The organism is Saprospiraceae bacterium (genome assembly GCA_026129545.1).
Classification (GTDB): Bacteria; Bacteroidota; Bacteroidia; order Chitinophagales; family Saprospiraceae; genus M3007.
Genome location: JAHCHX010000001.1, coordinates 1,144,698 through 1,169,824, shown reverse-complemented (window position 1 = coordinate 1,169,824; position 25,127 = coordinate 1,144,698). Strand labels below are relative to the sequence as shown.

The window sequence follows — 25,127 nt, the reverse complement described above, 5'->3', positions numbered from 1 at the left end:
TGAATGGCAAAACCTGCTCATTCAAGGCAAAAACGGATGAAAAACACCCTTATTGCCACAATGAGCTGAAGTGGAGAGACTATCTTTTGAGAGAGGGACGGGGCAAATGTAAACACTTTTTGAAAATGGCTCCATTTCTTTTGTATTGATTTTCAATTGCAAACAAAAAAGCCGTGAACCGTCGGTTACATGACGATTCACGGCTTGTCCAATATTCGAGCGGGCTGGCGCTCTAATACCCACCTTTTTGCGCTCTATTACTTCCCGCCGAGGCGATAAATGTATTTTTCGACATCGCGCCAATCAGAGGACGACTGGTTGGGATAGTCACGACGAAGACGCTCGAAAGCTTTCAACGCGGCATCCTTGTTGCCTTGATACTCATTTAGCAGCGCGAGTTTTTTCAGATAATAACCTGCCAACAAATCATGGTCAGTGGCATCCACCGCTTTTTGGTAATGTTTCAGCGCGGCACCGTAGTCCTCTTTTTCGGAATACGCATCCCCAAGCGCCCCGTGCTTCATGGCTGGCAAAAGATTCCCTTCGCCATCGAACTTCTTGAGATACTTGATGGCGTTGTCGAAATCGCCCATTTGAAGGTAACAAATGCCGGCATAGTAGTTGGCAGAGTTGCCGGCGGGAGTGCCGCTGAATTTGTCGGCAAGGGTGAGGAAACCATCGAAGCCACCACCGGGGTCTTCGAGTGCCAAGCGAAACGAATCGCGCTCGAACATCTGTTGGGCGTGCCACATGGCAGCCACCGCTTCTTTTTGCTTGGGAGCCACTATCATGCTTTTGTAGAGCCACCAGCCGCCAATCAGCACAGCGATGGCACCCAATGTATAGGGTAGCAGGTTCGGATATTTTTCCCAAATCTTTTGCGCAGGATTAGCATTCACTTCTTGCACCGTTACTTCCTCAACCGCCGGAGAGACTTTGCGTTTTGCCATTGTTCAGTTCAAAAAATTACAAGGTTTAAAACTTTCCTTTTCAAAAAGGCGGGCAAAAGTACGGAAAGTTTAATTCAGCGAAAGGTTGTGCCGAAAAATTGTTCAACAATGTAGCGCGTCGCCTACCCGCACCCATGCGTCCCCCTCCCCTACCCACACTGCATTTTGACCAAACAAAATTTTGTTGCCTACCTTGCGAAAAGTGGACAAGGTCTTCAATGGCTCCGCAGCTCGGATGCCTGTCGTTTGGTCGGTTGTGGTGATGACACATCGCCCGCATGGTTTTACGCCCCTGAAAGGCACATCTCTGATGGTGAAATCAGCCCAGGCATCTTCCTCAAAAGGCTCGCCACCCGTGAAGACAAAATTGGGCCTGAAACGATTCATCGGCAGCGGCTGCGCAAGGCGGCGGTTGAGGTCGTCGAGCGAGGATTGGCCTATCACTAAAAAGGGAAACCCATCGGCAAAACTGACGTGTTGGCCTTTGGGGGCGTAACGCCCGTCGGCCCAACGACGGGTGGTGTCGGGCATAAAAACCAACCGGAGGTTTTGTTTCAATTTTTCTGAAAACCAATTATTTATCTCTTGCGGCAACATATTGGCCCAACACTTGTCGCCCCACACTTCGACCCGCATTTTTTCCGGTTCATTTATCGGAACCTCTAATGGCACATTGATTTTTTCAAGGGGATTCTCTCTGACAAAGACACATAAGTGCGGTGGTTCGATGGAAGTGCCGAGCAGCGCCATATGGGGGAGCTCGCGCTGGCTGACAAATCGCCCTGCTCCGTCCACCAGCATCCATCGGCGGTCGTATTGTAGGCCGCGAGGCTGCACTTTGGCCGTTGGCAGGGAGATGCCTCCCAAAGATTTGATGGGGTAAATCCAGATTTCGGAAAGCCTTTTCATGGGACAAATTTGTTTACATTTGTCCGAATCAACTCATCAATTTGCTTCGCCTATGCTTCGCTCATTTTTTACGCTGCTATTCTTCGTCCCCCTCGCTCTCTTTCTCGCCGCACAAGCCCCTGTGTACACGCCGGATTGGTCGTCGCTCGACAGTCGCCCCACGCCAGAGTGGTGGCTTGATGCCAAATTTGGCATCTTTATACACTGGGGAGTGTATTCCGTGCCAGCCTACACGACGTTGGGCAACTATGCCGAGTGGTATCAAAACTCATTGGAAAAAAATTTGCACGACGGCAAAATCCGCGATTTCCACCAAAAGAACTTTGGCTCACGCACCTACTATGACCTTGCCGACGATTTCCACGCCAGCCTTTGGGAGCCTGACGAATGGGCACGGTTGTTTGAGAAAGCAGGCGCCCGGTATGTCGTGCTGACTTCAAAACATCACGATGGCTACTGCCTTTGGCCCAACGAACAAGCTTCCGCCACATGGGGCTTTCCGTGGAGCAGCGATGTGCGAGGCCCCAAGCGCGACCTTGTGGGCGACTTGTTCTCCGCGCTGCGCAAAACGAGCGTGAAGCCCGGCTTTTATTTTTCACTATACGAGTGGTTCAATCCCCTCTGGAAATCCGACCAAGCGCGATACGCCCGCGAACACGCCATGCCGCAGCTTTATGAATTGGTGAACAAATATCAACCCTGGGTGGTGTGGTCGGATGGTGATTGGGATGCCACGCCCGATGTATGGCAATCGCCGCAGTTTCTCGCATGGCTCTATACCAACAGCCCTGTGCGCGACCGTGTGGTGGCCAACGACCGCTGGGGAAGTGGTGTCAGATTTCATCATGGCGGCATTTACACTCCCGAATACCAGCCAGATTTGGACTTTGAAGACCATGCGTGGGAGGAAAGCCGAGGCATGGGATTTTCGTATGGGTACAACCGCGCAGAGAACGCATGGGACTACAATTCGACGCAATCGCTCGTGCTGCACCTCGTGGACAAAGCCTCACGGGGCGGCAATTTCTTGCTCGATATCGGACCGGATGGGCATGGCATGATTCCGCCTATCATGCAAGAACGATTGCTTGATATCGGCCAATGGCTCAGCATCAATGGCGAAGCCATTTACGGGACGCGCCGCTGGCGCACTCCTTGCCAGTGGAGCGAGGGGCGCCGCGACTGGAAAGCCGAACTTGTGGACGGCTGGAAGACCTCTGGCGATGCGCTACTTAAGCAAACTATTGACCCCGCTCCCGGTTTCGCAGTGAAAGAGGTCTTTTTTACCTACAACCCAAAATCGAATGCGCTCTATGCCGTTTTGCCAAAATATCCCGACGACAAAAAGTTGGTTTTGAAAGACTTGCAGTTGCCAGCAGGAACAGAAGTGACTTTTCTGGCAACCAAGGAAAAACTGCGTTGGGAAAACTCGCCCGGCAAGACGACTGTTTTTTTGCCAGAATACAATCCCAACAAAATCAAATCGCCCCACGCCTTCGCGGTCAAAATCGCCAACTTTGGCGCTTTCGTGCCAAAACCACAAATCACCGTAAACTATGACCCTTCAACGATGGCTCCTACCGTGCAAATCGGTTCCTCCGCGACCGGTGTCACTATTCGCTACACAACCGACGGCTCCGACCCCAAGCCCAGCTCGGCTGCTTTTGAAAAACCTTTCTCACCAACCAAAGAGTGCGTGGTGCGGGCCAAGGCTTACAAAACAGGATTGCTCGAGAGCAACGATGCCTCAGCGGAAGTGCTGCTTTATGCTCAAAAGCCAAGTGTACAGTTTGTGATGGCTCCCCAACCCGGACTGAGCATGGCACTGATGACTACCCGCGAAAAATATACTTCCGAAAATGTGCAAAATGGTTTTGTGGAAACGAGCGGAGTCGCCCCTGATTTCTCGCTGCACCCATTGTGCGTCTCTTCAAAATGCGGTATGGTCTGGAATGGCTACATCAATATCCCCGAGACGGGTGGATACCAATTCTGGACAGAATCAGACGACGGAAGCGTGCTGTATATTGACAATGAGATTGTGGTGGATAACGATGGAGACCATGGCATGGAAGAAAAGACAGGGTTGGTCAACCTCCAGAAAGGATGGCATAAGTTCAAGCTCATCTATTACAATGTGGGGGGAGGATACGGCCTCAAAGTTCGATACGCACCGTTAGGAAAGGAGCGGCAAGAGATTCCGGGGAGTATGCTGGGGCATTGACCTCATTTCAGAATCTTGAAACTTTGATGAATCTTCTTGTTCCTAAAATCCTCCGGCACCGTTTGTTTGGAAATGTCCTTTATTGCCGAAGCGCGAATTTCTTCCTCCCAAATCTTGAAACGGCGGTAGTTGGTGGAAAAATACACCGTCCCTCCCGGCGCACAAAAACGGAGCGTTCGGTTGAGCAACATCACATGGTCTCGTTGGATGTCGAGCGTGTCGTCCATGCGTTTGCTGTTCGAGAAAGTGGGAGGGTCGACAATGATGAGGTCGAACAGTTCGCCGGGCGGCTGTTCGAGCCAAGCCAACACGTCGGCTTGTAGCAAGCGGTGTTTCTTGTCCGAAAAATTGTTGAGCGACAAATTGCGGTCCGCCCATTCAAGGTAAGTGTTGCTCATGTCTATGGTCAACGTCTCTGACGCACCACCCGCCGCCGCATACACGGTGAACGAACCAGTGTAAGCAAAAAGATTCAGCACCCGTTTCCCAGCGGCCTCTTGTTGCACCATAAGGCGGGTGTTGCGATGGTCGAGAAAAAGCCCGACATCAAGGTAGTCCGCGGGTTTTATCAAAAAACGAAGTCCGTTTTCGCGGACGATATACTCGGAGCCAACACGCGAAAACCGTTCGTATTGGCGAAGCCCTTTTTGCCGCTGGCGAAATTTCAGATAAATCAATTCGGATGAGACGCCAAGCACCTCGCTGACCACTCTCAAGCAGCCATCGAGCCAAGCGGCGTGTTCAGTAGGCTCCATGCCGTGGTCGCGGGCATACTCCGCCACATGCACGATATTTTCGTAAATATCAATCGCCAGCGGTGTGCCAGGAATGTCGTTGTCATAAACTCTATAACAGGTGATGCCTTGTCGCCGCGCCCATTTGCCAAGGTGCTTGTGCATTTTGGCGAGACGATTAGCAAAGGGTTCAAGTTTTTGTTCGATGTTCATGCTCACAATTTATACTCCGCGCCGCCATGTTTTGGGCATGGATAAAAGCGCAATCTGTTCAAAATCAGGGGCATCAATCATGGCATCTGACAAATCCTAGCGAATCAAGGTATAAAAACCCTCGCGGCCTCCACCGCTTTTTGCCAGCCTCGATAGAGACGAGATGCGTCATCTTGAGGCATTAGCGGCTTAAACGAGCGGTCGAGTTGCCAGTTTGTTGCGATGTCTGCTTCATCTTTCCAATAGCCGACGGCAAGGCCAGCAAGGTAAGCAGCGCCGAGGGCAGTAGTTTCCTGCACCACCGGGCGTTCCACATTTGCGCCAAGTATGTCACTCTGAAACTGCATCAAAAAATTGTTGCGCACCATGCCGCCGTCCACGCGCAGGGTTTTGAGTTGAATGCCCGAGTCGCGCTCCATCACGTCAAGCACATCTTTGGTCTGGTAAGCCACACTTTCCAACGTGGCGCGAATCAAGTGCGAACGGCTGCTTCCCCGTGTCAGGCCAAATATTGCGCCGCGCACCTCCGAATCCCAATAAGGGGTGCCGAGGCCAACAAAAGCCGGCACTACATATACGCCTTCTGACGACGACAGGCTCAGCGCATGGTGTTCCGTTTCCGCTACATCGGCAACTAGTTCGACCGTGTCGCGCATCCATTTTACTGCTGAGCCTGCCACGAAAATCGAGCCTTCGAGCGCGTATTTCACTTCCCCATTCAGCCCCCAAGCAATGGTCGTCAGCAAGCCATTTTTGGATGCCACCGCCTTCGCCCCCGTGTTCATCAGCATGAAACACCCTGTGCCGTAAGTGTTTTTTGCCATGCCTTCGGCGAAGCAGCCTTGACCGTACAGGGCGGCTTGCTGGTCACCAGCAATTCCACATACTGGAATATCCTCGATGCCCATAATCTCCGACTTGGCGTACCCAAAAATGCCCGACGAGTCCATCACTTTTGGCAGCATGGACTTTGGGATGTCGAATGACGCGAGCAACTCGTCGTCCCAATCGAGCTCGCGGATGTTGTAGAGCATGGTGCGCGAGGCATTGGTGTAGTCGGTGGCGTGGGTGCGCTCTTCGGTAAGGTTCCAGAGCACCCAAGTGTCAATGGTGCCAAATAGCAGATTGCCCGCAAAGGCATCGGCCTGCACGCCGGGCACATTGTCGAGAAGCCATTTGATTTTGGTGCCGGAAAAATAGGCATCTATCAACAGGCCAGTTTTATAGCGGACCTCTGGGTCTAAGCCTTTGGCTTTCAATGCCTCGCAAATATCAACCGTCTGGCGGCTTTGCCACACGATGGCGTTATAGACGGGTTTTCCCGTGCGTTTGTCCCACACAACGGTCGTCTCGCGCTGATTGGTGATGCCAATGGCAGCTATGTTGGCCGCGCCAACCTTGCCTACGACCTCGCGCACGGTTGCCTGCACGGTTTCCCAGATTTCGAGCGCATTGTGTTCTACCCAACCGGGCTTGGGAAAATACTGCGTGATTTCCTGTTGCGCCACAGCAATCGTATTGCCTTGCTTGTCAAACACAATGGCGCGGGTGGAGGTGGTGCCTTGGTCAATGGCGAGGATGTAGTTCATTTATTGTTGTTAAGTTGCTGGTTGCCCGTTGTTGGTTCGGGTTATTTTTTCTTTGGGTAAATGTCACTCAAAAACTGAAAACCAAACGACGTTTACTCAAACTTTCCAAAAGATGCCAACTTTCTGAAAGTACGGGAAGTCAATGTATGTTTGACCCACAAATTTATCCACAATGGAACAATTCACCCCTATCGCCGAAGTCGAGCGAATTGCGGCGCTAGAAAACCCCGCTGTCCGCAATTTGCAAATCACGCAAAGTTATCACGAGTTGTCCGCAGCTATGGTGAAGCGTACTGGCCCGTGCGCAAATTGGTGCACGTTTGCGACATGGGCTTCCAAACAGGCTGGTCAAACAATTCGCCGTGAAGATGTTACACAGGCGTTGGAGGCCAACTTGATGAAAACACCCATCATTGAGCAGGCCATTGTCGAAATAGAAGAAATCATTCGACTGAAAGGCGTGAAACAGAAAAAGGGAAGCGTTCGCCAAATAGTGTGGGAGGCGTTGGACCCCACTGCCGCAATGGAACGGGCCAGCGTAGCAGTGGCACGAGGCAACCAAAAGGTGTATGCGGAGATTGGGCGCGAGTTCGCCCGTTTTGTCTCCACTTGCGTGGATGACTCAACTTTTGATGACGATAATATAGACCGTTTTTGTGAAGCCTTGCGGCCCGGCGACCCGCCCGATGGCCAACAATACCTGCGTCAGGCTTTTTCGCGGTATTATCAGGCGTTTTTCGAGCCGGATGCCAAAACAAGGGCCGAACTGATTTTGCTGGCGAATCTCGAAATTGGCTTTCACGAACAAACGCGCCTGCAACCGGAAATTGCGGCGGCGCTCGAATCATCGGTGATAGAGCCTCGTCCGTTTTTGTACCGTCTTGTCACCGCGTTTTTCCCTAACCGCAGTTGGATTGTATATTATGGCTTGCTGGTCATGCGCTTTATCGGGCGGCCCACGGCACTGGATAGGGCAATCGAACGGGTTTTTACCATCGTGCGGCAGCGTATTCGCTTGTTTCTCACCGACCGGATGATGGTGCTTGGCTTTCCCAACGGGCTGCGACTGCGACTCGGCGATGATTTGAAAGCGGGGTTTCCTTCCATGCTGAAACAATTGAACAACCCTGACTTGGTTGCTTTGCTGGAACGAATTGACACCTCGCCCGACAGCTTGCGCGACACAGGCGCAGTGGACTGGGCTGATTTGCCCGACCGGCTCCATTTTATCGCCGATTTATTCAGGTGCTATCACGAAACGCCCGACTTGCTGATACCGCCCTTTTCACCCAAACAGGTCGAGGGCATCAAGGCCAACCGATTGCCAGAAGGAAAACTTTGAAGCCTCTCAAATTGTATTGCCCATCATTCTGTACAGCAACTCCAGCCCCATGCCGCTAATCAGCAACCGCTCCTTTCGGTTGCCGCTCAGTCGTTGCGTCCAATCAGTGAAACCACCGTCGGCGATTTCAATTTCTTGGCCGCCGAAACCGGGAATGACGACTTTGAACTGCAAACGCCGATAGTATTCTTGCTCAACTTGTTTGCTATCAATAACTTCTATTTGCCAGCTGGGTTCTGTTTTTTGCAAAAAAGACAAGACAGCTTGGAACAAACGATTTTCCTCGCCATATGTGTCGAGGCTTTTGAAGCGAATCTTGACTGGCGATAGACCGAGTTTTTCTTCAAAATAAGTTTTGTAAAACTTTGCCTGCCGCCACAGGTTTTCTTTCTCAAAATCAAAACCGCCCGTGTCGCGCCCGGCAGAAGTCAAGCCTAAAATGCTGAAATGGGCGCTAAATCCCGGCACTTTCGGAACTTCCTGCGCTCGCACATGGCGATGCGCCACGCTGAAGTGCGTCGGCGCTGACGGGAAGCCTTGCGCTTGTCGCCGCACAACGCTTTCTAAAGCCAGCACATTGGTCGCGTCGGCCACCACTTCCGTGCCGCGTAGCGCGCTGAGTATTTTGTCCTGATGCGCTGTCGCCACGACCGAGCAAGTGCCAAGAGGACTTACGGGCGAGAGTTCAAGCGGTTGAAAACCATTTGCTTGCGCCGTCCTTAGCCAGTCGAGCGAAAATTCCATGAATGAGACTGCATCCACTGGCGCTGGTCGCACAAAGCGATTTTGCTGATAGGCGCTTAGCAAATCGGCTGCGGTGACTTGCTTGGTTTTTTTTGAAAAAACAGCCAACAAAAGGGAAGTTAAATCGGACGAGGAGAGGCGATTGCTTAAAATTTCGACAAGTTCGGGAATGCCCGTTTGGGCGTATATTCGGTCGAGTATGCTCTTGTCCATGCTTCAAGTTTTTTTTGTGGGGGCAACTTGTTGACAGGATTGGCAGGTTTTGAAAACAAAAATAACCCTGTATCCCGTCTGCCCTGTCAGAAAAACCTCTTAAAACAACCTCTCGGTTAGTTGGGAACATGAGCCGAGATTCTAGGGCAAATTTCTTTGGGTGCGTACCTATCCTCCCAACAATGCCTGATATGCCGCCGCCCCGCAAATCCCGCCCAGAATCGGTGCCATCACAGGAATCCATGCGTAGCCCCAATCCGAGCCTCCTTTCCCTTGGATCGGCAACAGCGCGTGGGCGATGCGCGGCCCCAAGTCGCGGGCAGGATTGATGGCCCAGCCCGTGGTGCCGCCCAAAGAGAGGCCAATCGCAACGATGAGCGCACCCACCGCCAATGGCTTCAAACCCTGCGAAAACTCGTTGACACCCAGCGCGGAAAGCCCAAAAAGCAGGACGAATGTGCCAAGAAATTCGCTGAAAAAATTAGCGGGCTTATGGCGTACGGCAGGAGCGGTGCAAAAGACAGCAAGTTTGGCCGCTTGGTCGGTCGTGCGGCTCCAGTGGGGGAAATAATGCAACCAAACAAGTGTGGCCCCGAGGATGGCCCCAAGCATTTGACCCGTCACATAGAGAGGCACTTTGGCCCAATCGAATTGGCCTGTTGCGGCTAAGGCCAGCGTGACGGCAGGGTTGATGTGTGCGCCGCTGGCATTGCCAAAAGCATACACGGCAAAGGTGACACCCAACGCCCATCCTATGGTGATGACGAGCCAACCCGCGTTTTCGTTTTTGGTGCCTTTGAGCACCACGCCTGCCACCACGCCATTGCCTAACAGAATAAGGAGTGCTGTGCCAAATAGCTCGGCGATAAAATTGAGCATTTCGCAAAAGATTTAATCACAACCACTTGACGGCAAAGCGATTGAATTCGTTTTTCATTTCGAGATACAATTCGCGGAAACGGTCCATTTTTTCACGAATCTCGCTGTGGTCCTTGAAGTGCACATGGTCAACAGCGATAGGGTGTTCCTGAGCAAATCCGGCCAGCCCATGCTCGTGTTTTTTGATACTGTTGCGCAGGATGTTGATGTGGTCGCGTTGGAGGTCGAAGCGATTTTGAAATGATTCGACCCCAGCCTCCACTTCGTTGTTGGTGTTTTTTGAGACTATTTCCTCCAAGCGATGCTCAAGGATATTGAGTTCCTCTTTGTAAAAATTCAGTTCGTTGCGCCACAGCTGGTGTTCGTAGTGCAAATCGGAGAGGTATGCGAAATTTTTGTTGTTGGTCATAAACAAGGTGGGTTGGTAAAACAGGTTTGTTGAGAAGGGCGAAAGGTAAAACAACCTCTCCGCGCTCCATTCTTAAAATCGAGAAAAATTATTCGCCAGATGCCCGTCGGCGAAGCACTTGAATTTGCCCCACATACTCATCCACTGCCGCCCGTTGTTGCGCCGATGTCCACCCAAGCTCGTTTCCCATCAAATAGGCCACTGTGGGCGCGGCTTCCATGGCGGCTTGCCAATCGGTCGTTTCCAATCGAATGCGTCGTGCCAAAAAATCTCGCAAAGCACACGCCATTTCCTCTTGCGCGGCATAAACCACCTCGGCCTTGATGTATGGCCGTCCGTTCAATAGCCGTTCACCCAAACGTGGGTCTTGTTTCGTCAAATCCCCCAATTTGCTCGCCCTTGTGCCATACTTGTTCGCCAAATGTTGGCAAACATCTGCGTCGAGGCCATAATCTCGTTGAATGTTCTGCCAATAGTTTGCGTCCCATCCCTGCGCTCCGACGAGCAGGTGCGTTTCGGTGCGGCACGGTGCTTCGTGTTGCAACAGTCCGCACACCCTGTCAACGGCATCGCGAGCCATGAGGCGATAAGTCGTCCATTTTCCGCCCAACAGGCTGAGCAGATTCGAGGTCAGGTCGTGTTCCACCTCATGGTCACGAACGAGGGATTTTGTGCCGCTTTTGGCCGGGGATGCCAGCAGCGGCCTTAATCCGCCGAATCCAGCCTTGACTTGTGTTTTTTCGACTTTTTCTTCTAAAAACGGCTCCAGTGTTTGCAGCAAAAAATCAACTTCGGGTGCTTCCAATAGGGGTTCTTTTCCCAAATCCGCATAGTCGTCGTCGGTGGTGCCGAGCAACAACTGGCCTTCAAACGGAATGGCAAAAACTACTCTTCCATCTGGGGTTTTGGGAATGAGCAAGGCATCGTCGCTGGAAAGCACGCTGTGCGGCAACACGAGATGCACCCCTTTGGACGGGCGAATGCGGGAGCCAAGCGTCGGATTGGCCAACTGGCGAATGGAATCGGCGAAAGGGCCTGCACAATTCAAAAACAACTGAGCCTTCACCCCAAAGCGTTCACCAGAAAGTCGGTCCAACACCTGAGCCGAAGCTAGTTTTTCCTTTTCATCTTTTTGAAAACCAATCACTTCCAAGTGATTGGCCAGAGCTGCACCCGCATGGGCCGCACTTTGTGCCAGTGCGAGGCAATAACGAGCGTCGTCCAATTGGCCATCATAATACAGCACCGCACTGTGAATCCGCTTCGTCAATCCGCTCATGCGGCTCAACGCCTCCATCCTGCCAAGCCAACGGCTCCGCGGCAAAGCGTCTTTGCCTGATGCGAACCAGTCGTACAGCCTCAGCCCAACGGAAAAATAAAAGCCCTCCAGCCAACCAAACACAGGGGTCAGCAGCGTCAAGGGGCGAGCCAGATGGGGGGCATTGCGCAACACGATGTGGCGCTCTTCCAACCCATGCCGCACTTGTTTGAGCTGCGCGAAATCAAACCGTTTGAAAGCCTGCTCCAGATAGCGCACCCCCCCATGCACGAGTTTGGTGCTTCGAGAGGAAGTTTCTGCCGCAAAATCGGTTTTTTCCAGCAGCGCCACTTTGAGGCCGCGCAGTGCGGCATCAAGCGCGCAACCAGCGCCCGACGCGCCGCCGCCAATGATGCAGAGGTCAAACACTTCGTTTTGAAGGCGTTGCAGATGCTGAGTTCGATTCATTGAGTAGAACGTGCCTGTTTTATACCTTGATTTGCTAAGATTTGTCAGTTCACCATGATTGATGACCCTGATTTTGAGCAGATTGCGATTACAGCGACTTGAATATGTTTGCGGACGCGGTAATAAGCGCCCCTGATTTTGAGCAGATTGCGATTACAGCCATGTCCAAAACTTGGCGGCGCGAGGTATATTCTTGATGGTTGGCGAAGAGGATGTGCCAACGAAAACTTTGTTTTGGCCAAAAATTTCGCAGCTGCTTTTCCTACCTTTGCGCCCGTTTTTGAGTAAGGTCATGGTGGTAATTGAAACCGACAGAGAAGTCATTACCGCATTTTTAAAAATGACCCCAATTGCTTTTATGACTTTAATTCCCTACAATTAATGGCTCTGCAATGCGGCATCGTTGGCCTGCCCAACGTCGGAAAATCAACCCTTTTCAACGCCCTCACCAGCGGCAAGGCATTGGCGGCGAACTACCCTTTTGCCACCAAAGACCCCAATCTGGGCATCATCACCGTGCCTGACCAGCGATTGGACAAATTGGCCGAATTGGTGAGCCCCCAACGAGTGGTGCCCACCACCGTGGAAATACTCGATATCGCTGGCCTCATCAAAGGCGCGAGCAAGGGCGAGGGGCTTGGCAACCAATTTCTGGCAAACATACGCGAAGTAGATGCCATCGTGCATGTGGTGCGTTGTTTTGACGATGACAACGTGGTGCATGTGGATGGCTCCGTGAACCCCGTGCGCGACAAAGAAATCATTGACCTCGAATTGGGCCTCAAAGACCTCGAAACCATCGAAAAACGCATAGACAAGGTGTCGCGTGCCGCCAAAGCAGGCAACAAAGACGACCTCAAAGCCCTTGAGATACTGACAAAAGTAAAAGCCCATTTGGAGACTGGTCGGGTGGCACGCGAGCTGCTCGCCGACTTGGATGAGGACGGCAAAACACTCATTGTCCGCGATTTGGCATTACTCACCGCCAAACCCGTGCTATATGTGTGCAACGTGGACGAAAGCGCCATCGAATCGGGCAATGCGCACACGGAAGCATTCAAAAAAATGGTGGCTGCCGAAAACGCGGAGGTCATCCTAATCTGCGCTGGCATAGAAGCACAAATCGCCGAGATGGACACCCCCGAAGAGCGTCAGGAATTTCTCGAAATGATGGGGCTTGCAGAGCCGGGCGTGAACAAACTCATTCGTTCGGCGTATAAATTGCTCAACCTCATCACTTACTTCACTGCCGGCGAAAAAGAAGTGCGTGCTTGGACGGTGCGCCGAGGCGCCAAGGCCCCAGAAGCGGCGGGGGTGATACACTCCGATTTTGAAAAAGGCTTCATTCGCGCCGAGGTCATCAAATACAATGATTTTGTGGCACTTGGCTCGGAAGCTAAAGTGAAAGAGGCGGGCAAAATGGCCGTCGAAGGGAAAGAATATGTGGTGCAGGACGGTGACATCATGCACTTCCGATTCAATGTGTGAGGCGGGGTTGAAGGGCTTTCCCGGCCAAGCCCTTCAACCCCGCCCGCTTCGCTTGCCGGGAAGGCCACCCGACTTATTCAACCCATTCAACTCATTCAACCCGCAATGCTCGACACCATCATTTTTGACCTCGGCGGCGTACTTATTGACTGGAATCCCGAATACGTTTTCCGGGAGGTTATCCCAGATGAGGCACGGCGACGCTATTTTTTTGAAAATATCTGTACGCACGATTGGAATGTGGAGCAAGATGCCGGGCGGCCTCTTGCTTTGGCCACCGAGTTGCTCGTGCGCGAACACCCCGATTGGGAACCCGAAATAAGGGCCTATTACGGACGTTGGGAAGAAATGCTCGGAGGGCCGATTCACGAGACGGTGGATTTGTTGAGCGAACTCCGCGCTCGCCAACAGCATCGCTTGCTAGCACTGACCAATTGGAGTGGCGAGACATTTCCCGTCGCGCTGTCGAGATATAACTTCCTCCATTGGTTTGAGGGCATCGTCGTGTCGGGTGATGAGAAGACGCGCAAGCCGTTTGCCGATATTTATGAGATATTGCTCCGCCGCTACGAGGTGAACCCTTCGCAAGCGGTTTTTATTGACGATAGCCTCAAAAACGTGGAAGGTGCGGAAGCCGTCGGGATACGCGGCATCCATTTTCAAGGAGCCAGCCATTTGCGCGATACGCTAAAATCGTTGGGCGCTTTGGCTTGACCAAATTTACTGTGCCGCCAACATCTTTTCATTGAATCATAAACCTACGTTATGCTCAAGAACAAACTAAAACAACTCAAACTCGTGCAGGCAGACCCGGCTGTCAGCATCCTGCTCAACACCCACCGCACACACCCAGACAACAAGCAAGATGCCGTGACGCTGAAAAACCTCATCACGGAGGCCGAGACCCGCCTGTTTGAGGCCTACGACAAGCGCACCGTGTGGCCCATCATGGAGAGACTGCGCAAACTGGAGTCGGAGATTGACCACAATTACAATCTCGATAGTCTGGCACTCTTCGCTACCGCCGAAATCAGCGAGGCCATCAAACTCCCAGTAGCTGTGGAAGACCGCGTGATTATTGACACCAACTTCGCCACGCGCGACCTCATGCGCGCCCTTCAACAAACCGAACATTACTATGTGCTTTGCATCAGCCACAGCAAAGCGCGGTTGCTACAAGCCGTCAACGACCGCATCGTGAAGGAGTTCTCGGAGCAGTCCAAATTCCCCTTCGTGAACGGCACGGTGTATACAACCGACAACCTTCAAAAATCAATGGGCAACGTGCAGGACAACTTTTCCAAGGAGTTTTTCAATCGCGTTGACAAAGAGTTCCAAAACTACTACAAGGCCGAGCCGCTGCCTGTGGTGTTGGCAGGTGCCGAACGCAACATTTCCTACTACCGTGAGATAGCGGACAAGAACGAATGGATTGTCGGCGACATCGTGGGTAACTACGACGATACCTCTACGCATGAAATCATCAAGAAGACCAGTGAAGTGGTGCGCGAATACAACAAAAAGCGCCACGAGACGGCCTTAGTGGAAATCGAACAGGCACAGAGCGACCAAAAACTGCTCGATGACCTCTCCGATATTTACCGCGCCGCACAAGAGGGACGTGCCGACACGCTCTATGTGGAAAAGGATTTCTTTCAGCCTGCCGCCATTGACGGCGACGCGCTCGTGCCACATAGCGACCCGAACGCGCCGGGCGTGGTGGACGACATCATTGATGAAATCGCGGAAACAGTGATGACCTACGGTGGCTCGGTGGTATTCATGCCTCCCGGTGCGCTGAGCGCCTATCGGCGCATTGCCTTGCGCGTGCGTTATTGACCGATGTTTTCAGGGGTTGTTTACCTTATCTATCACCCATGAGGCAGACAGACAAGGAAAACAACCCCTGAAATTTTGGTTCATTTCGGCAGCAAATCCCAGCCGTACCCTTCCCCCGTCCATGGCGTGTATGTGGAAAAGCGAACAATGCCGTGAGACTTGGCAAAAACGTATGTTTCGCCATCCCCATCCCAAGCCATGGCGGTATTTTCCACGATGACGTTCAGTTGAGAATATGTCTGCCCGAACAAGTCGTAGTTTTCGGCAAAACCCTGCTGGCGACATTCACACTTGGGAAAACTCGTTTTCCAGCCTAAAATCTCGACCTTAGGCGAGGTGATTTTGGCTAATGGAAGGCCTGTTTGAGAAATTTGATGAGAAAAAATCCTAGAATGCAAAGACTCCCCGGAGTTGACAGGGCTTACTCGCAAAGTGTCGTTCGACACAAGCAGGTAGTAATGGCACACACTGTCTTTCCACACATTCAGTCAAGGATGCACATAACTGACGTAGTGCAACGACTCTGCAACCTTGTAGCCTTTGGCATCCTTGTCAACGATTTCGAGCCGGAGCGTGTCGTCGGAGTGTTTAAAGGACATGTTTTCAAAAAAATAGGCGCTCCCGTTTAGCCCGATGTATTGAGCAGTCTGCCCAACTTCAAGTGCATCAAAACGGATGTGATTGTTGATGGGCAGTGGCATATCGAATGGGCTGCTTTTTTGACAAGCGGACAACAGGGAGAAAAGCGCGAAAAAAAGAATGAATTGTTTCATAAATAAATGTTTTTGTGTGTATCGGTTAGGCCATTCGAGGCTGTCATTCCATTATCATGTTGTCATCCGCCCCATAATCCAGCGGCGGCCCCACCGCCCAATGCTCGCGCCAGTCGCGCACGGGCAGCCGTTCGAGCGGATACCAGTTGCCCCACCAGTCGTAGTATTCCAAGTTATTGAAATTAAGTTTGTAGTCGAACTCGCTCGGCAAGTCATATACAAATCCGGGATAGTAATACTCGCGTCCTGCTTCCATAGCCAACTCGATTTCTTTCAACATCGTGAAGGTGCCGAGACTTCGCTGCGCCTCGTTCAGGTCGTAGATGCCATAATTGCCCGCCACGCTCCTGCGACCAATGTGAAAAAAACTGGTCGCTAGCAGTTTTCTGTTTTTCAAAATATCGAACTGCACCCCAAAGCACGGCATGATACTGCTGAAAAAACTAAAAAAGCCATAGATGCTCATTGGGCGATTGTAGGCAAAGCGGCGGGCGTGTTGCTCGAACAACTCTTCGTGCGCGGATGTGATTTGAATCGCCCGGCGCGACACGGTCAAGTCCTCATTTCGACGGAGGCATTTGCGCTGGCTCTTGCTGAACTCAAAACCTTTGAGCCGGATACGCAACATCACCACCCGACAGGGGATGCCGCGCCATTCCCAATGGTTGCGGCGAAATATCAAGTCGGCCCAATAGACCCAACCATCCTCACAAAAACGGTCAAACACCATCGTGTGCAGCGCCTGCATCGGGATGTACTCCTCGATGTAGTTCGGGTTGAACGCGATGTCGCGGAAAACAGGGAGCGATTTCTGGTGCATTGCTCGTTGTTGGTTTTGCACTTCAATATGTTGGAAAATCCACAGCGCAACTTTGCCGCTCAAAAATAGACATTCTCGCTACTTTTGCCCAAAACAAAACAGTCAGCAATTAACATTTAGCAACTAATGTCAAAAGTCTTGATTATCGGCGCGGGCGGCGTAGGCCGCGTGGTCGCCTACAAATGCGCCCAGCACCGCGACGTGTTCGGCGACATCATGCTCGCCTCGCGCACCAAGTCGAAATGCGATGTCATCGCCGACGCAATTTTTCAAAAATACGGCGGCAAAAAAATCGAAACCGCCCGCCTCGATGCCGACAACGTAGCCGAAACGGTGGCGCTCATCCGCCAATTCCAACCCGAACTCGTCATAAACGTCGCCCTACCCTACCAAGATTTGCCCATCATGGACGCTTGCCTCGAAACAGGCGTAAACTACATGGACACGGCGAACTACGAACCGAAAGACGTGGCGAAGTTCGAGTATTCATGGCAATGGGCTTACCAAGACCGCTACAAAAACAAGGGCATTCTCGCCCTGCTCGGTTGTGGCTTCGACCCCGGCGTGACGAGCGTTTTCACGGCCTACGCCGCCAAACATTACTTCGACGAAATACACGAACTCGACATCGTGGATGCCAACGCGGGCAGCCACGGCAAGGCCTTCGCCACCAATTTCAACCCCGAAATCAACATCCGCGAGGTGACGCAAAAAGGCAAATACTGGCAGGACGGCCAATGGGTAGAAACCGAGCCGCACGAAATTTGGAAAGACATCAACTACCCCGAAATCGGCCCGAAACGCTCCTATCTCATTTATCACGAAGAACTTGAAAGCCTTGTCAAAAACTTCCCGACGCTCCGCCGCGCCCGCTTCTGGATGACCTTCGGCCAAGAATACCTGACGCACCTGCGCGTGATTCAAAACATCGGCATGGCGGGCATCGAGCCAGTAAAATACAAGGGCGTGGATGTTATTCCGCTTGAATTTCTAAAAGCCGTGTTGCCCGCGCCGGAAGAGTTGGGCGAAAATTACACAGGTTACACCAGCATCGGTTGCCGCATCAAAGGCGTGAAAGACGGCAAAACCCGCACTTACTACGTCTGGAACAACTGCTCGCATGTGGACGCTTACAAAGAAACTGGCACACAGGCCGTGAGTTACACCACCGGCGTGCCGGCGATGATTGGCGCGCGCATGATTCTGGAAGGAAAATGGGCGGGCAAAGGCGTGTTCAACGTCGAAGAGTTCAACCCCGACCCCTTCATGGAGCGGCTAAACAAGGACGGGCTGCCGTGGCATGAAAAGGTGGATATTGATTTGGAAATGGATTGAAATGTAGGTCGAACTTTCCAGTTCGATATTCTGCCAAAGGCGGAAAAGTTGCCGCGCTTGGATGTTGACAATATCAAAACACGACATCCCAGCGCGGTATTTTTTGCCCTACCGGGCAATGGCGAACTGAAAGTTCACCGTACTTGCTGCTGCTTTTTGTATTTTTGTCTGCCAGATTATTTCTTTTAAATTTGCAACAAAAAACGCTCATGGGTTCTCTCGTCGTCACACCGAAGTCAGCTGAAGAAATGAAATTTTTGGTTGACCTGCTCGAAAGATTGGGCATCTCCGCGCAACTCCTTTCGGAGGAAGATGAGGCCGGATTTCTGACAAAGCACGAATTGACGGAGGCTGGAAAAGCATTTTTGGAAAATCGCGCACAGGCCGCCTCGCAACAAAAAAATCGCAAAACATGGAAGGAAGTACAGGCCGAAACAGCAACAAAATACAACTGGCCTAAAAACTGACTCATGTACACCATCGAGATTTCAGATGAAGCCGGAGCAGACTACGAAAATGCCGTAGCTTGGTACGAAGAGCAGAAGTTAGGTTTGGGGTTCGATTTTTCAGTTCGCTTGGCAGAAATCTTTGAGTCCATCGAGCAATTTCCCGAAAGACAAAGGTTTCTATACGAAAACCGCCGCTTCGCCTTTGTCAAACAATTTCCCTACAAAGTTTATTTTATAGTGGACGAACCCAACTTGCGCATCATCGTCTTCGCCATTCTGCACGAAAAACGCGACTCGCAGATTTGGCAAAAACGAAGCGATAAGTTGGGTTAGAAGCACCTTATCCTTCCTTTTCCCATGCGAATCCTCCTTGTAGAAGACGAAGAATCCATCCGCGAAGCCCTCCGCCTCAATCTCGAACTCGATGGCTACGAAGTCGTCAGCACCGCCAACGGCCGCAAAGCCCTCGACCTCATCGGTGGCCAACATTTCGACCTGCTCCTGCTCGACGTGATGTTGCCCGACGTGGACGGCTTCACCATCACCGAGCAAGTGCGCCTGACCAACACCGCCACCCCAATTCTTCTGCTGACTGCCAAGGACATGGCGCAAGACCGCGTCACCGGTCTAAAAAAAGGCGCTGATGACTACCTCACCAAGCCGTTCAACTTGGAGGAGCTGCTGCTGCGCGTGCGCAAATTGCTCCAACGAAGCCAGCGCGTGAAAGGCGAATCGCTCGGCGTGTTTGAATTCGGCAACAACAAAGTCAACTTCGAGACTTTTGAGGCCACCACCTTCCGCGGCGACAGCATCATGTTGACCAAGAAAGAGGCTATGCTCCTCAAACTCCTCGTGGAACGCAAAAACGAAGTCGTCAGTCGCAACCAAATCCTGCAAGCCGTGTGGGGCTACGATGTGTTCCCCAGCACCCGCACCATTGACAACTTTATTCTCGCCTTCCGCAAATATTTCGAAGAAGATGCAAAAAGTCCGCGCTTTTTTCACTCCATAAGGGGCGTGGGGTATAAGTTTGCAATGTGAACGAACAAACCCATGTGGCTGCTCAAACAACTCCTCATCCTCCCGATTCGGCTCTACCAATACACCCTCTCGCCACTCTTGGGGCCTAAATGCCGCTATCAGCCTACCTGCTCGACTTACATGATTGAGGCCATTCAGGAATGGGGCATTTTCAAAGGACTGTACCTCGGTATCAAGCGCGTTGGGCGCTGTCATCCGTGGAGCGACCACCCGATGCACGACCCTGTGCCGAAAAAAAATGCCTGACCTTTAACTTTTCCACTCAATTCGTTCGAAGTCAGGCGCTACCGTGAGGGTGTATAGCGAACGGTCGCGCAGTCTAATTTCCTTGATAGGCATTTCGGAGCCATCTACCGTGCATTGTTTGACAAACACAGGAAAGCCTACCAAGTAGATTTTTACTTTTTCATAAGAAGGCCTGTAAGCTCCCTCTTTGCGCTGGCGCAGCGTGAACAAGCCATTGTTTCCATCTGTCTCGAATATCTTCAAGCTGAAATTGCCCTCGCGGTAGCCATAGCCCTCGCCCGCGTCCTCATACAAATGGCTGGTTTCAAGGCCATTTTTGTAATAGACATAGAGGGTTAGCTCGTCCACGGGTTTTTCTCCGGTCCACTGGCGCACGGGATAGACGGGCAACACGGCTCCCTCCCGAACAAAAAACGGAATTTGTTCGGGCATCACGTTGACAAACACTTCCCCGTTGCCCGGTTGGCCCGTCCAGAAATAATACCAGTTGCCTTTTGGAAGATACACGCCTTGCCGCTGTGTTTTTGGCTGGATGATTGGGCTGACCAACAGGTGCTCGCCAAAAAGAAAGTCGCGCTCCTGCTCCCAAAATCGAGCATCTTGGGCATCGGCAAAGGCGAGGTGGCGAATAACTGGCGTGCCATCGAGCGTGTGCAACCACATCGCGGTGTACAAAGATGGCAACAAGCAATAGCGAAGTTCGATGGCTTTCTTGGCCAAATCCGTCCATTTTTCCCCGAATGACCAAGGCTCTTGGTCAAGCGTGTGCAACGCAGGGTCGGCCAGTTCGGCCTCGTCAGCCGGAAGCGTGTCACCGCTCGCGTGTTGCCCCATGCTGTGGACGCGCATCAGTGGGTGAAAAACCGCCAGTTGCAGCCAGCGCACAAACAACTCGCCATCGGCGCTCCCAGCGAAGCCGCCTATGTCCGTGCCGCAAAATGAAAAACCGGAAATGGAGAGTCGTTGGCACTGTATGTTGGCGATTTGCAGGTGTTCCCAATTAGAGTAGTTGTCGCCAGTCCAGACAGCAGCGAAGCGTTGTCCGCCAGAATAGGTCGCGCGGGTAAGCAAGTAAGGGCGCTTTTCCGGTTGCAAGTGTTTGAAGCCTTCCCAAGAGGCCCTGTTCATTTGTTGGCCATAGATGTTGTGCGCTTTTCTATGACTGCACGGGTAGCCGTCGTAGTGGTGCAACACGTTGTCGGGCAGCGTTTTGTGATGAACATGGAACACCGCAGGCTCGTTCATGTCGTTCCAAAAACCACTCACGCCGAGGTTTTGGTACAAGTCTTCGTGCAATTGGCCCCACCATTCGCGCACGGCGGGGTTTGTGTAATCGGGAAACGCGCAAAACCCCGGCCACACAGGGGACTTGGCCACATCGCCGTCTATCATTTTCACAAACATTTCTTTTTCCAAACCCTCCTTGTAAACGGCATACTCCGGGTCTTCCTTGATGCCGGGGTCAATCATCAAAACCGTTTGAAAACCTTGTTCTCGCAAATCTTGTATAAGCTGTTTTGGCGCTGGAAAACGCGCCGCATCCCAAGTAAACACCCGGAAGCCTTCCATGTAGTCAATATCGAGGTAAATCGCGTCGCAGGGGATTTCGCGCTCGCGGAACTCGCGGGCGATGTCGCGCACCCGGCTATCGGGATAATAACTCCAGCGACACTGATGGAAACCGAGCGCCCACATTGGTGGCAGTTCGTGCGTGCCAGTCAGGTGTGCATATCCACGACTGACTTCGAGCAATGAGGGGCCGTAAATGAAATAATAGTTCAGTTCGCCGCCTTCGGCTGAGAACGCGACAACTCCCGTTTCTTCCGAGTCAAAGTCGAAGTGAGTCCGAAAAGTGTTGTCGAAAAAAATACCGTAGGCAAGTCCTTGATGCAGCGAATAGTAGAAAGGCACGGCTCGGTAGAGCGGATTGGTTTCCCGCCCAAAAGCATACGAGTCCGTGCACCAGTTCTCGAATTTTTGGCCTGCCAGATTGGTTCCGCAGGTCTTATCGCCAAGGCCAAAAAAGACCTCTTTGCGGTGGCATTTTTTCTCCATTTTCACCTCGCACCAGCCGCGCAGGATGGTGCGCTTGGCCGAAAATCCCGCCTCATCCTCACAAATGGTTTGGTCGTCGAGGTTGTAAAATTTGACTGCCAATCCTGTTTTTGACACTACCACTTGCAGCAGCTCCGACACCAAAAGAAACTCGTTGTCGGTCTCGTTCAAAGTCACTGTCACTTTTTCGGGCTGAAAATCGGGGGCGAGGGCGTAGGAAAAATCCGGCGCAAACACGCCATCCGGCGAATATCGCAAACGGACGATGCCAGCCGCCAACACCTGCACCCGCAAAGTCACCGCATTGCGACACACGAATTCGTAGGCCCCCTCGCGCCAACGCACCACAGCGACTTCGTCGGGCACAACTACTTGAAAAACATCGTCGTAGCGTTTACTGACGCTGGCTTCGGCAAAGGAGATTTCCGAAGGTTCGGGTAGAGGAGTTTCTGCTTCGATTTCCGTTTCGGGGAGTTTGTCGGGTTGCTCTTTCATTTTGCGTTTTATACTGACATTTTCAGGGGGTGAACGGTAATAACACCTTGTTTCTCCAACAAACGTATGGAGATTATTCAAAATTGAGGTTGGGCATATTTCTATATAGTGACGCGTCCGGTCATTGGCCGATGAGCGTAGTGGCACTAAAGCGATTTCCGCTTGATACGCGCTGCGAGATCCTCTACCGAGAGCGAGATAAACTCAGTCGGTGTGACGCAAAGAAGTTCGGCATAGCCAACAATATGGCTGAAGGCTATCTTAATCCTGCCATTCTCTATTTTGAAATAAGAAGGCTGTGTAATTTCCATGGCATTCGCTATGTCTTTTTGGGAGTAGCCGCACAAATCGCGCAATTCGCGCATTTTTTTACGCAGCTCGTTTTGGAGAGAGTCATCCATGAAGCAGAAGATTTTTTCGTACAATTTGGGAAAAGTATTTGATATGGTGAAATATTATCATTTTGCTATTTGTTTAAACCAGAAAACGACTGAGTACTCAATTCGCTAAAAATGGCACTTTATATCTAAAAGGAATAAATTTCGTGAGAGGGCGATTTTATGCTTTACAGCTATCAGAATCTATCAGAGTTTGTATCAATTTTGAATCTGCAAATGCGCAGAACACGTTTCGCTCCAGAAATCCAGAGTATTTTACACAACTTTTCAATATAAAATTTCTTCAGATTTATGAAAAACAATTTTCTTCTGACAATCCTTTAGCCATCCTGCGTGATTTGTTGATTAAAAATACCATTGTAATTTGTTGAAGTCAAAAGAGAGTTCCTTGAAGGCATTTTTAAAGGATTGAACAATTTGAGGGAATGTTTGATTTTCGAAGATATGTTTTCTGATATAGTTTTTCGCTTTGAGCCAGCAATCTTCCACTGGGTTTTGATCGGGGGCATTTGAGGCAAAAAGCAAGCAATGTATTTTCCATTTGCTTTTTTTCAAGCCTTGATTGACGGTGTTTAAAAAATCTCTGACCAAATGTCCAGTGTGAAAACTTGCGCCATCCCAGATGATGAAAATGCGTTTGGCATTTGGGTATTTTTCTTCTAAAAGCCATCGCAAGAACTGGACGGTATTTTCCATGTTTGCCCAGTCAAAGGGATGGAGGTGAAAGTCTCGGCTGAACAAATCCAGGGCGCCATAGAAAGTCTTGCTGTGTCTTTCATTCTGCATCGGAACGGGTATTCTCTCTCCTTTTTTGCCCCAAACATATCCCGTTGCGTCCCCGTGTTTCAAATGACATTCGTCCTCAAAAAGCACTACTGTTTCGCCTTTTTTGATAGGTTTTCGTTCTTTCTGAAGTTTTTTTTATCGCGGTACGCCTTTCTTGAACTTGCTGTTCGTCGCGCTTGGGGTTGGTTTTCTGGCTTTTGTGCCAACTCATCCCCGCTTCGTGCAGCAAATCATAATACGACTGACTCGATTTATACGACACCCCGTGTTCTTTTTGAAGATACGACACCAAATCTGAAAAACTGAAAACCGGGTGCGAACGAATATGAGCCAGTACCAAGGCTTTTTTTTCTTCTGACAAAAAAGCCCTCGGCCTTGCCCCCCGATGCGCCGACAATAGGCCGTTTACACCGTATTCATCATAAATGATCCGCCATTTGCTGACAAATGCTTCTGTCACTGACAAAATTTCGGCTATCAATTTTCGACTTTTACCCGCCAAATCTTGCTTCACCGCTATCCCTCGCTTGATTTCTGCTCCTTTCGAGGAGTGTCTTATCAAATCATCTAAATCTTTGTACATGACTTTTTCTTGCAAAGTTATCTCAAATCAACAATTCAGACAGGATGGCTATTTTAGTAATGGCATTGCCTCTTCTAGTAAGATGCAAAAAAGATGCTAATGACTCAAACACATTTCACCACAAATTATTCGAAAATGGTGAGGCCCACCTTCGTAGTGAATTAACTGAAGTTCATGTCTACTACATAGATGGGACTATTAGCTCGCAGACTTCCTATGAAAATAAGCTTGCAGAAGCAGGTGTTTACGAACACATTATTTTTGAACCCACCACTACCGAAAATTATTATTCCCATCATCTTTTCAGTAGCAAGGCAGGCTACGTCCATTGGGGCGATTCGCTTGGTTTTAAAATTTCCAAAGCAATATATGTGTCCGAACGCCTCGCATTTGTTGCCGATAGCGCAGGATTAAATCAAATTGACACAAACTCTATTGAGACCATCCCTGAATGGTATGATAGTTTGGTGCAAAGATTAATCAAAGAGGAACTTGATGACCCTAACGAACTAAATTTCATCTGCTACGCTGTCTATTTTTGGCAAGGTTATTCAGAGACTAATTTTCCAGCTCATACAAAATTTGGCGGCAACGCAGTTTCAGATGCTAGAATATTGTGGAACAACAACAAATTGTCTTCATGGAAACCAGATGTTATGACTTGTCTTTCAAACTACAAGTACGGACATTTGTCAGCATGGGATAAATGGCACTATAAAAAACCAATACCCAACCCTAATGCCTCATTCCCTACTACTATTACGGTGAAAGGAGATGTGTTCACACCTTTTGTGAATATTTATGGTGCGTGGGACAACAAGATTTCTTCTTACACTTCTTGGGAAACGAAAAATCCGTAATAATTAAGACAAGTTGCCATGATATAA

At 50.8% G+C, this 25,127-nt stretch carries 27 protein-coding genes; 12 read left to right on the top strand and 15 right to left on the bottom strand.

Translation table 11 applies throughout. The features are described from left to right. Positions 1–257 precede the first annotated feature (257 nt). Together KIS77_04320 and KIS77_04315 are read right to left on the bottom strand one after the other, a co-directional pair. The gene (locus tag KIS77_04320; GenBank protein MCW5921545.1) at positions 258–950 is read right to left on the bottom strand and encodes a tetratricopeptide repeat protein; all 693 of its coding nucleotides are present in this window, start codon (positions 948–950) and stop codon (positions 258–260) included. A gap of 102 nt (positions 951–1,052) precedes the next feature. Next, entirely contained in the window at positions 1,053–1,859 is an 807-nt protein-coding gene (locus KIS77_04315; GenBank protein MCW5921544.1) for an MOSC domain-containing protein, read from the bottom strand. 52 nt (positions 1,860–1,911) lie between these two features. Here KIS77_04315 and KIS77_04310 point away from each other — a divergent pair, with 52 nt between their 5' ends. After that, positions 1,912–4,083 (top strand): alpha-L-fucosidase, encoded by a 2,172-nt coding sequence (locus KIS77_04310; protein MCW5921543.1) that lies wholly within the window; start codon positions 1,912–1,914, stop codon positions 4,081–4,083. Positions 4,084–4,085: 2 nt separating this feature from the next. On the opposite strand, the gene KIS77_04305 is transcribed toward KIS77_04310, so the two are convergent. Together KIS77_04305 and glpK are read right to left on the bottom strand one after the other, a co-directional pair. Further along, the gene (locus KIS77_04305; GenBank protein ID MCW5921542.1) at positions 4,086–5,030 is read right to left on the bottom strand and encodes a class I SAM-dependent methyltransferase; all 945 of its coding nucleotides are present in this window, start codon (positions 5,028–5,030) and stop codon (positions 4,086–4,088) included. 104 nt (positions 5,031–5,134) lie between these two features. After that, positions 5,135–6,619, bottom strand: coding sequence for a glycerol kinase GlpK (gene glpK / locus KIS77_04300; protein ID MCW5921541.1), 1,485 nt, complete (start codon positions 6,617–6,619; stop codon positions 5,135–5,137). Between the two features lie 172 nt (positions 6,620–6,791). Between glpK and KIS77_04295 the strand changes: the two genes are divergently transcribed. Continuing rightward, positions 6,792–7,961 carry a hypothetical protein gene (locus tag KIS77_04295; GenBank protein MCW5921540.1) on the top strand — a complete coding sequence of 390 codons (1,170 nt, stop codon included), beginning with the start codon at positions 6,792–6,794 and terminating at the stop codon, positions 7,959–7,961. A gap of 6 nt (positions 7,962–7,967) precedes the next feature. Here the strand turns inward: KIS77_04295 and KIS77_04290 are convergent, their stop codons facing one another. From KIS77_04290 to KIS77_04275, 4 genes are all read right to left on the bottom strand, one after another. Further along, positions 7,968–8,918, bottom strand: a complete 951-nt coding sequence (locus KIS77_04290; GenBank protein ID MCW5921539.1) for a hypothetical protein — start codon at positions 8,916–8,918, stop codon at positions 7,968–7,970. A 168-nt stretch (positions 8,919–9,086) separates the two neighbouring features. Beyond that, positions 9,087–9,797: an aquaporin family protein gene (locus KIS77_04285; protein ID MCW5921538.1), complete on the bottom strand. Its 711-nt coding sequence runs from the start codon at positions 9,795–9,797 to the stop codon at positions 9,087–9,089. 16 nt (positions 9,798–9,813) lie between these two features. Continuing rightward, positions 9,814–10,206 (bottom strand): hypothetical protein, encoded by a 393-nt coding sequence (locus KIS77_04280; protein MCW5921537.1) that lies wholly within the window; start codon positions 10,204–10,206, stop codon positions 9,814–9,816. A gap of 88 nt (positions 10,207–10,294) precedes the next feature. Further along, on the bottom strand, positions 10,295–11,932 hold the full coding sequence (locus KIS77_04275) for an FAD-dependent oxidoreductase (GenBank protein MCW5921536.1): 1,638 nt from the start codon (positions 11,930–11,932) through the stop codon (positions 10,295–10,297). A 172-nt stretch (positions 11,933–12,104) separates the two neighbouring features. Between KIS77_04275 and KIS77_04270 the strand changes: the two genes are divergently transcribed. The 4 genes from KIS77_04270 (at position 12,105) to KIS77_04255 (ending at position 15,259) form a co-directional block, all read left to right on the top strand. Beyond that, positions 12,105–12,314 (top strand): hypothetical protein, encoded by a 210-nt coding sequence (locus KIS77_04270; protein ID MCW5921535.1) that lies wholly within the window; start codon positions 12,105–12,107, stop codon positions 12,312–12,314. Continuing rightward, entirely contained in the window at positions 12,314–13,420 is a 1,107-nt protein-coding gene (ychF, locus tag KIS77_04265; GenBank protein ID MCW5921534.1) for a redox-regulated ATPase YchF, read from the top strand. Before KIS77_04270 ends, ychF begins: the two co-directional genes overlap by 1 nt. Positions 13,421–13,525: 105 nt before the next feature. Next, positions 13,526–14,134 carry an HAD family phosphatase gene (locus KIS77_04260; protein ID MCW5921533.1) on the top strand — a complete coding sequence of 203 codons (609 nt, stop codon included), beginning with the start codon at positions 13,526–13,528 and terminating at the stop codon, positions 14,132–14,134. Between the two features lie 51 nt (positions 14,135–14,185). After that, positions 14,186–15,259 carry a hypothetical protein gene (locus KIS77_04255; protein ID MCW5921532.1) on the top strand — a complete coding sequence of 358 codons (1,074 nt, stop codon included), beginning with the start codon at positions 14,186–14,188 and terminating at the stop codon, positions 15,257–15,259. Between the two features lie 80 nt (positions 15,260–15,339). Here the strand turns inward: KIS77_04255 and KIS77_04250 are convergent, their stop codons facing one another. Genes KIS77_04250 through KIS77_04240 form a run of 3 tightly spaced genes read right to left on the bottom strand, consistent with a single transcriptional unit; the run spans position 15,340 to position 16,852 of the window. After that, positions 15,340–15,741 carry a hypothetical protein gene (locus KIS77_04250; GenBank protein MCW5921531.1) on the bottom strand — a complete coding sequence of 134 codons (402 nt, stop codon included), beginning with the start codon at positions 15,739–15,741 and terminating at the stop codon, positions 15,340–15,342. Between the two features lie 6 nt (positions 15,742–15,747). Continuing rightward, positions 15,748–16,032: a hypothetical protein gene (locus KIS77_04245; protein MCW5921530.1), complete on the bottom strand. Its 285-nt coding sequence runs from the start codon at positions 16,030–16,032 to the stop codon at positions 15,748–15,750. Positions 16,033–16,075: 43 nt separating this feature from the next. Continuing rightward, complete coding sequence (locus tag KIS77_04240) at positions 16,076–16,852, bottom strand: hypothetical protein (protein ID MCW5921529.1); 777 nt, start codon at positions 16,850–16,852, stop codon at positions 16,076–16,078. Between the two features lie 126 nt (positions 16,853–16,978). On the opposite strand from KIS77_04240, the gene KIS77_04235 reads away from it, so the two are divergent. The 5 genes from KIS77_04235 to yidD all read left to right on the top strand — a co-directional run bounded on the left by KIS77_04235 (position 16,979) and on the right by yidD (position 19,923). Next, positions 16,979–18,187: a saccharopine dehydrogenase family protein gene (locus KIS77_04235; GenBank protein ID MCW5921528.1), complete on the top strand. Its 1,209-nt coding sequence runs from the start codon at positions 16,979–16,981 to the stop codon at positions 18,185–18,187. A 248-nt stretch (positions 18,188–18,435) separates the two neighbouring features. After that, positions 18,436–18,654: a hypothetical protein gene (locus KIS77_04230; protein MCW5921527.1), complete on the top strand. Its 219-nt coding sequence runs from the start codon at positions 18,436–18,438 to the stop codon at positions 18,652–18,654. A gap of 3 nt (positions 18,655–18,657) precedes the next feature. Beyond that, positions 18,658–18,969: a type II toxin-antitoxin system RelE/ParE family toxin gene (locus KIS77_04225; GenBank protein ID MCW5921526.1), complete on the top strand. Its 312-nt coding sequence runs from the start codon at positions 18,658–18,660 to the stop codon at positions 18,967–18,969. A gap of 24 nt (positions 18,970–18,993) precedes the next feature. Next, the gene (locus tag KIS77_04220; GenBank protein MCW5921525.1) at positions 18,994–19,677 is read left to right on the top strand and encodes a response regulator transcription factor; all 684 of its coding nucleotides are present in this window, start codon (positions 18,994–18,996) and stop codon (positions 19,675–19,677) included. A 12-nt stretch (positions 19,678–19,689) separates the two neighbouring features. After that, positions 19,690–19,923 carry a membrane protein insertion efficiency factor YidD gene (yidD, locus tag KIS77_04215; GenBank protein ID MCW5921524.1) on the top strand — a complete coding sequence of 78 codons (234 nt, stop codon included), beginning with the start codon at positions 19,690–19,692 and terminating at the stop codon, positions 19,921–19,923. Between the two features lie 3 nt (positions 19,924–19,926). Here the strand turns inward: yidD and KIS77_04210 are convergent, their stop codons facing one another. From KIS77_04210 to KIS77_04195, 4 genes are all read right to left on the bottom strand, one after another. Then, the gene (locus KIS77_04210; GenBank protein MCW5921523.1) at positions 19,927–22,473 is read right to left on the bottom strand and encodes a DUF4968 domain-containing protein; all 2,547 of its coding nucleotides are present in this window, start codon (positions 22,471–22,473) and stop codon (positions 19,927–19,929) included. 146 nt (positions 22,474–22,619) lie between these two features. Continuing rightward, complete coding sequence (locus tag KIS77_04205) at positions 22,620–22,874, bottom strand: helix-turn-helix transcriptional regulator (GenBank protein ID MCW5921522.1); 255 nt, start codon at positions 22,872–22,874, stop codon at positions 22,620–22,622. Between the two features lie 342 nt (positions 22,875–23,216). Next, positions 23,217–23,744, bottom strand: coding sequence for a transposase (locus KIS77_04200; GenBank protein MCW5921521.1), 528 nt, complete (start codon positions 23,742–23,744; stop codon positions 23,217–23,219). Then, the gene (locus KIS77_04195) at positions 23,734–24,240 is read right to left on the bottom strand and encodes a transposase (protein MCW5921520.1); all 507 of its coding nucleotides are present in this window, start codon (positions 24,238–24,240) and stop codon (positions 23,734–23,736) included. The genes KIS77_04200 and KIS77_04195 overlap by 11 nt, the downstream gene beginning before the upstream one ends. Positions 24,241–24,284: 44 nt before the next feature. Here KIS77_04195 and KIS77_04190 point away from each other — a divergent pair, with 44 nt between their 5' ends. After that, on the top strand, positions 24,285–25,100 hold the full coding sequence (locus tag KIS77_04190; GenBank protein MCW5921519.1) for a hypothetical protein: 816 nt from the start codon (positions 24,285–24,287) through the stop codon (positions 25,098–25,100). Positions 25,101–25,127: the final 27 nt, after the last annotated feature.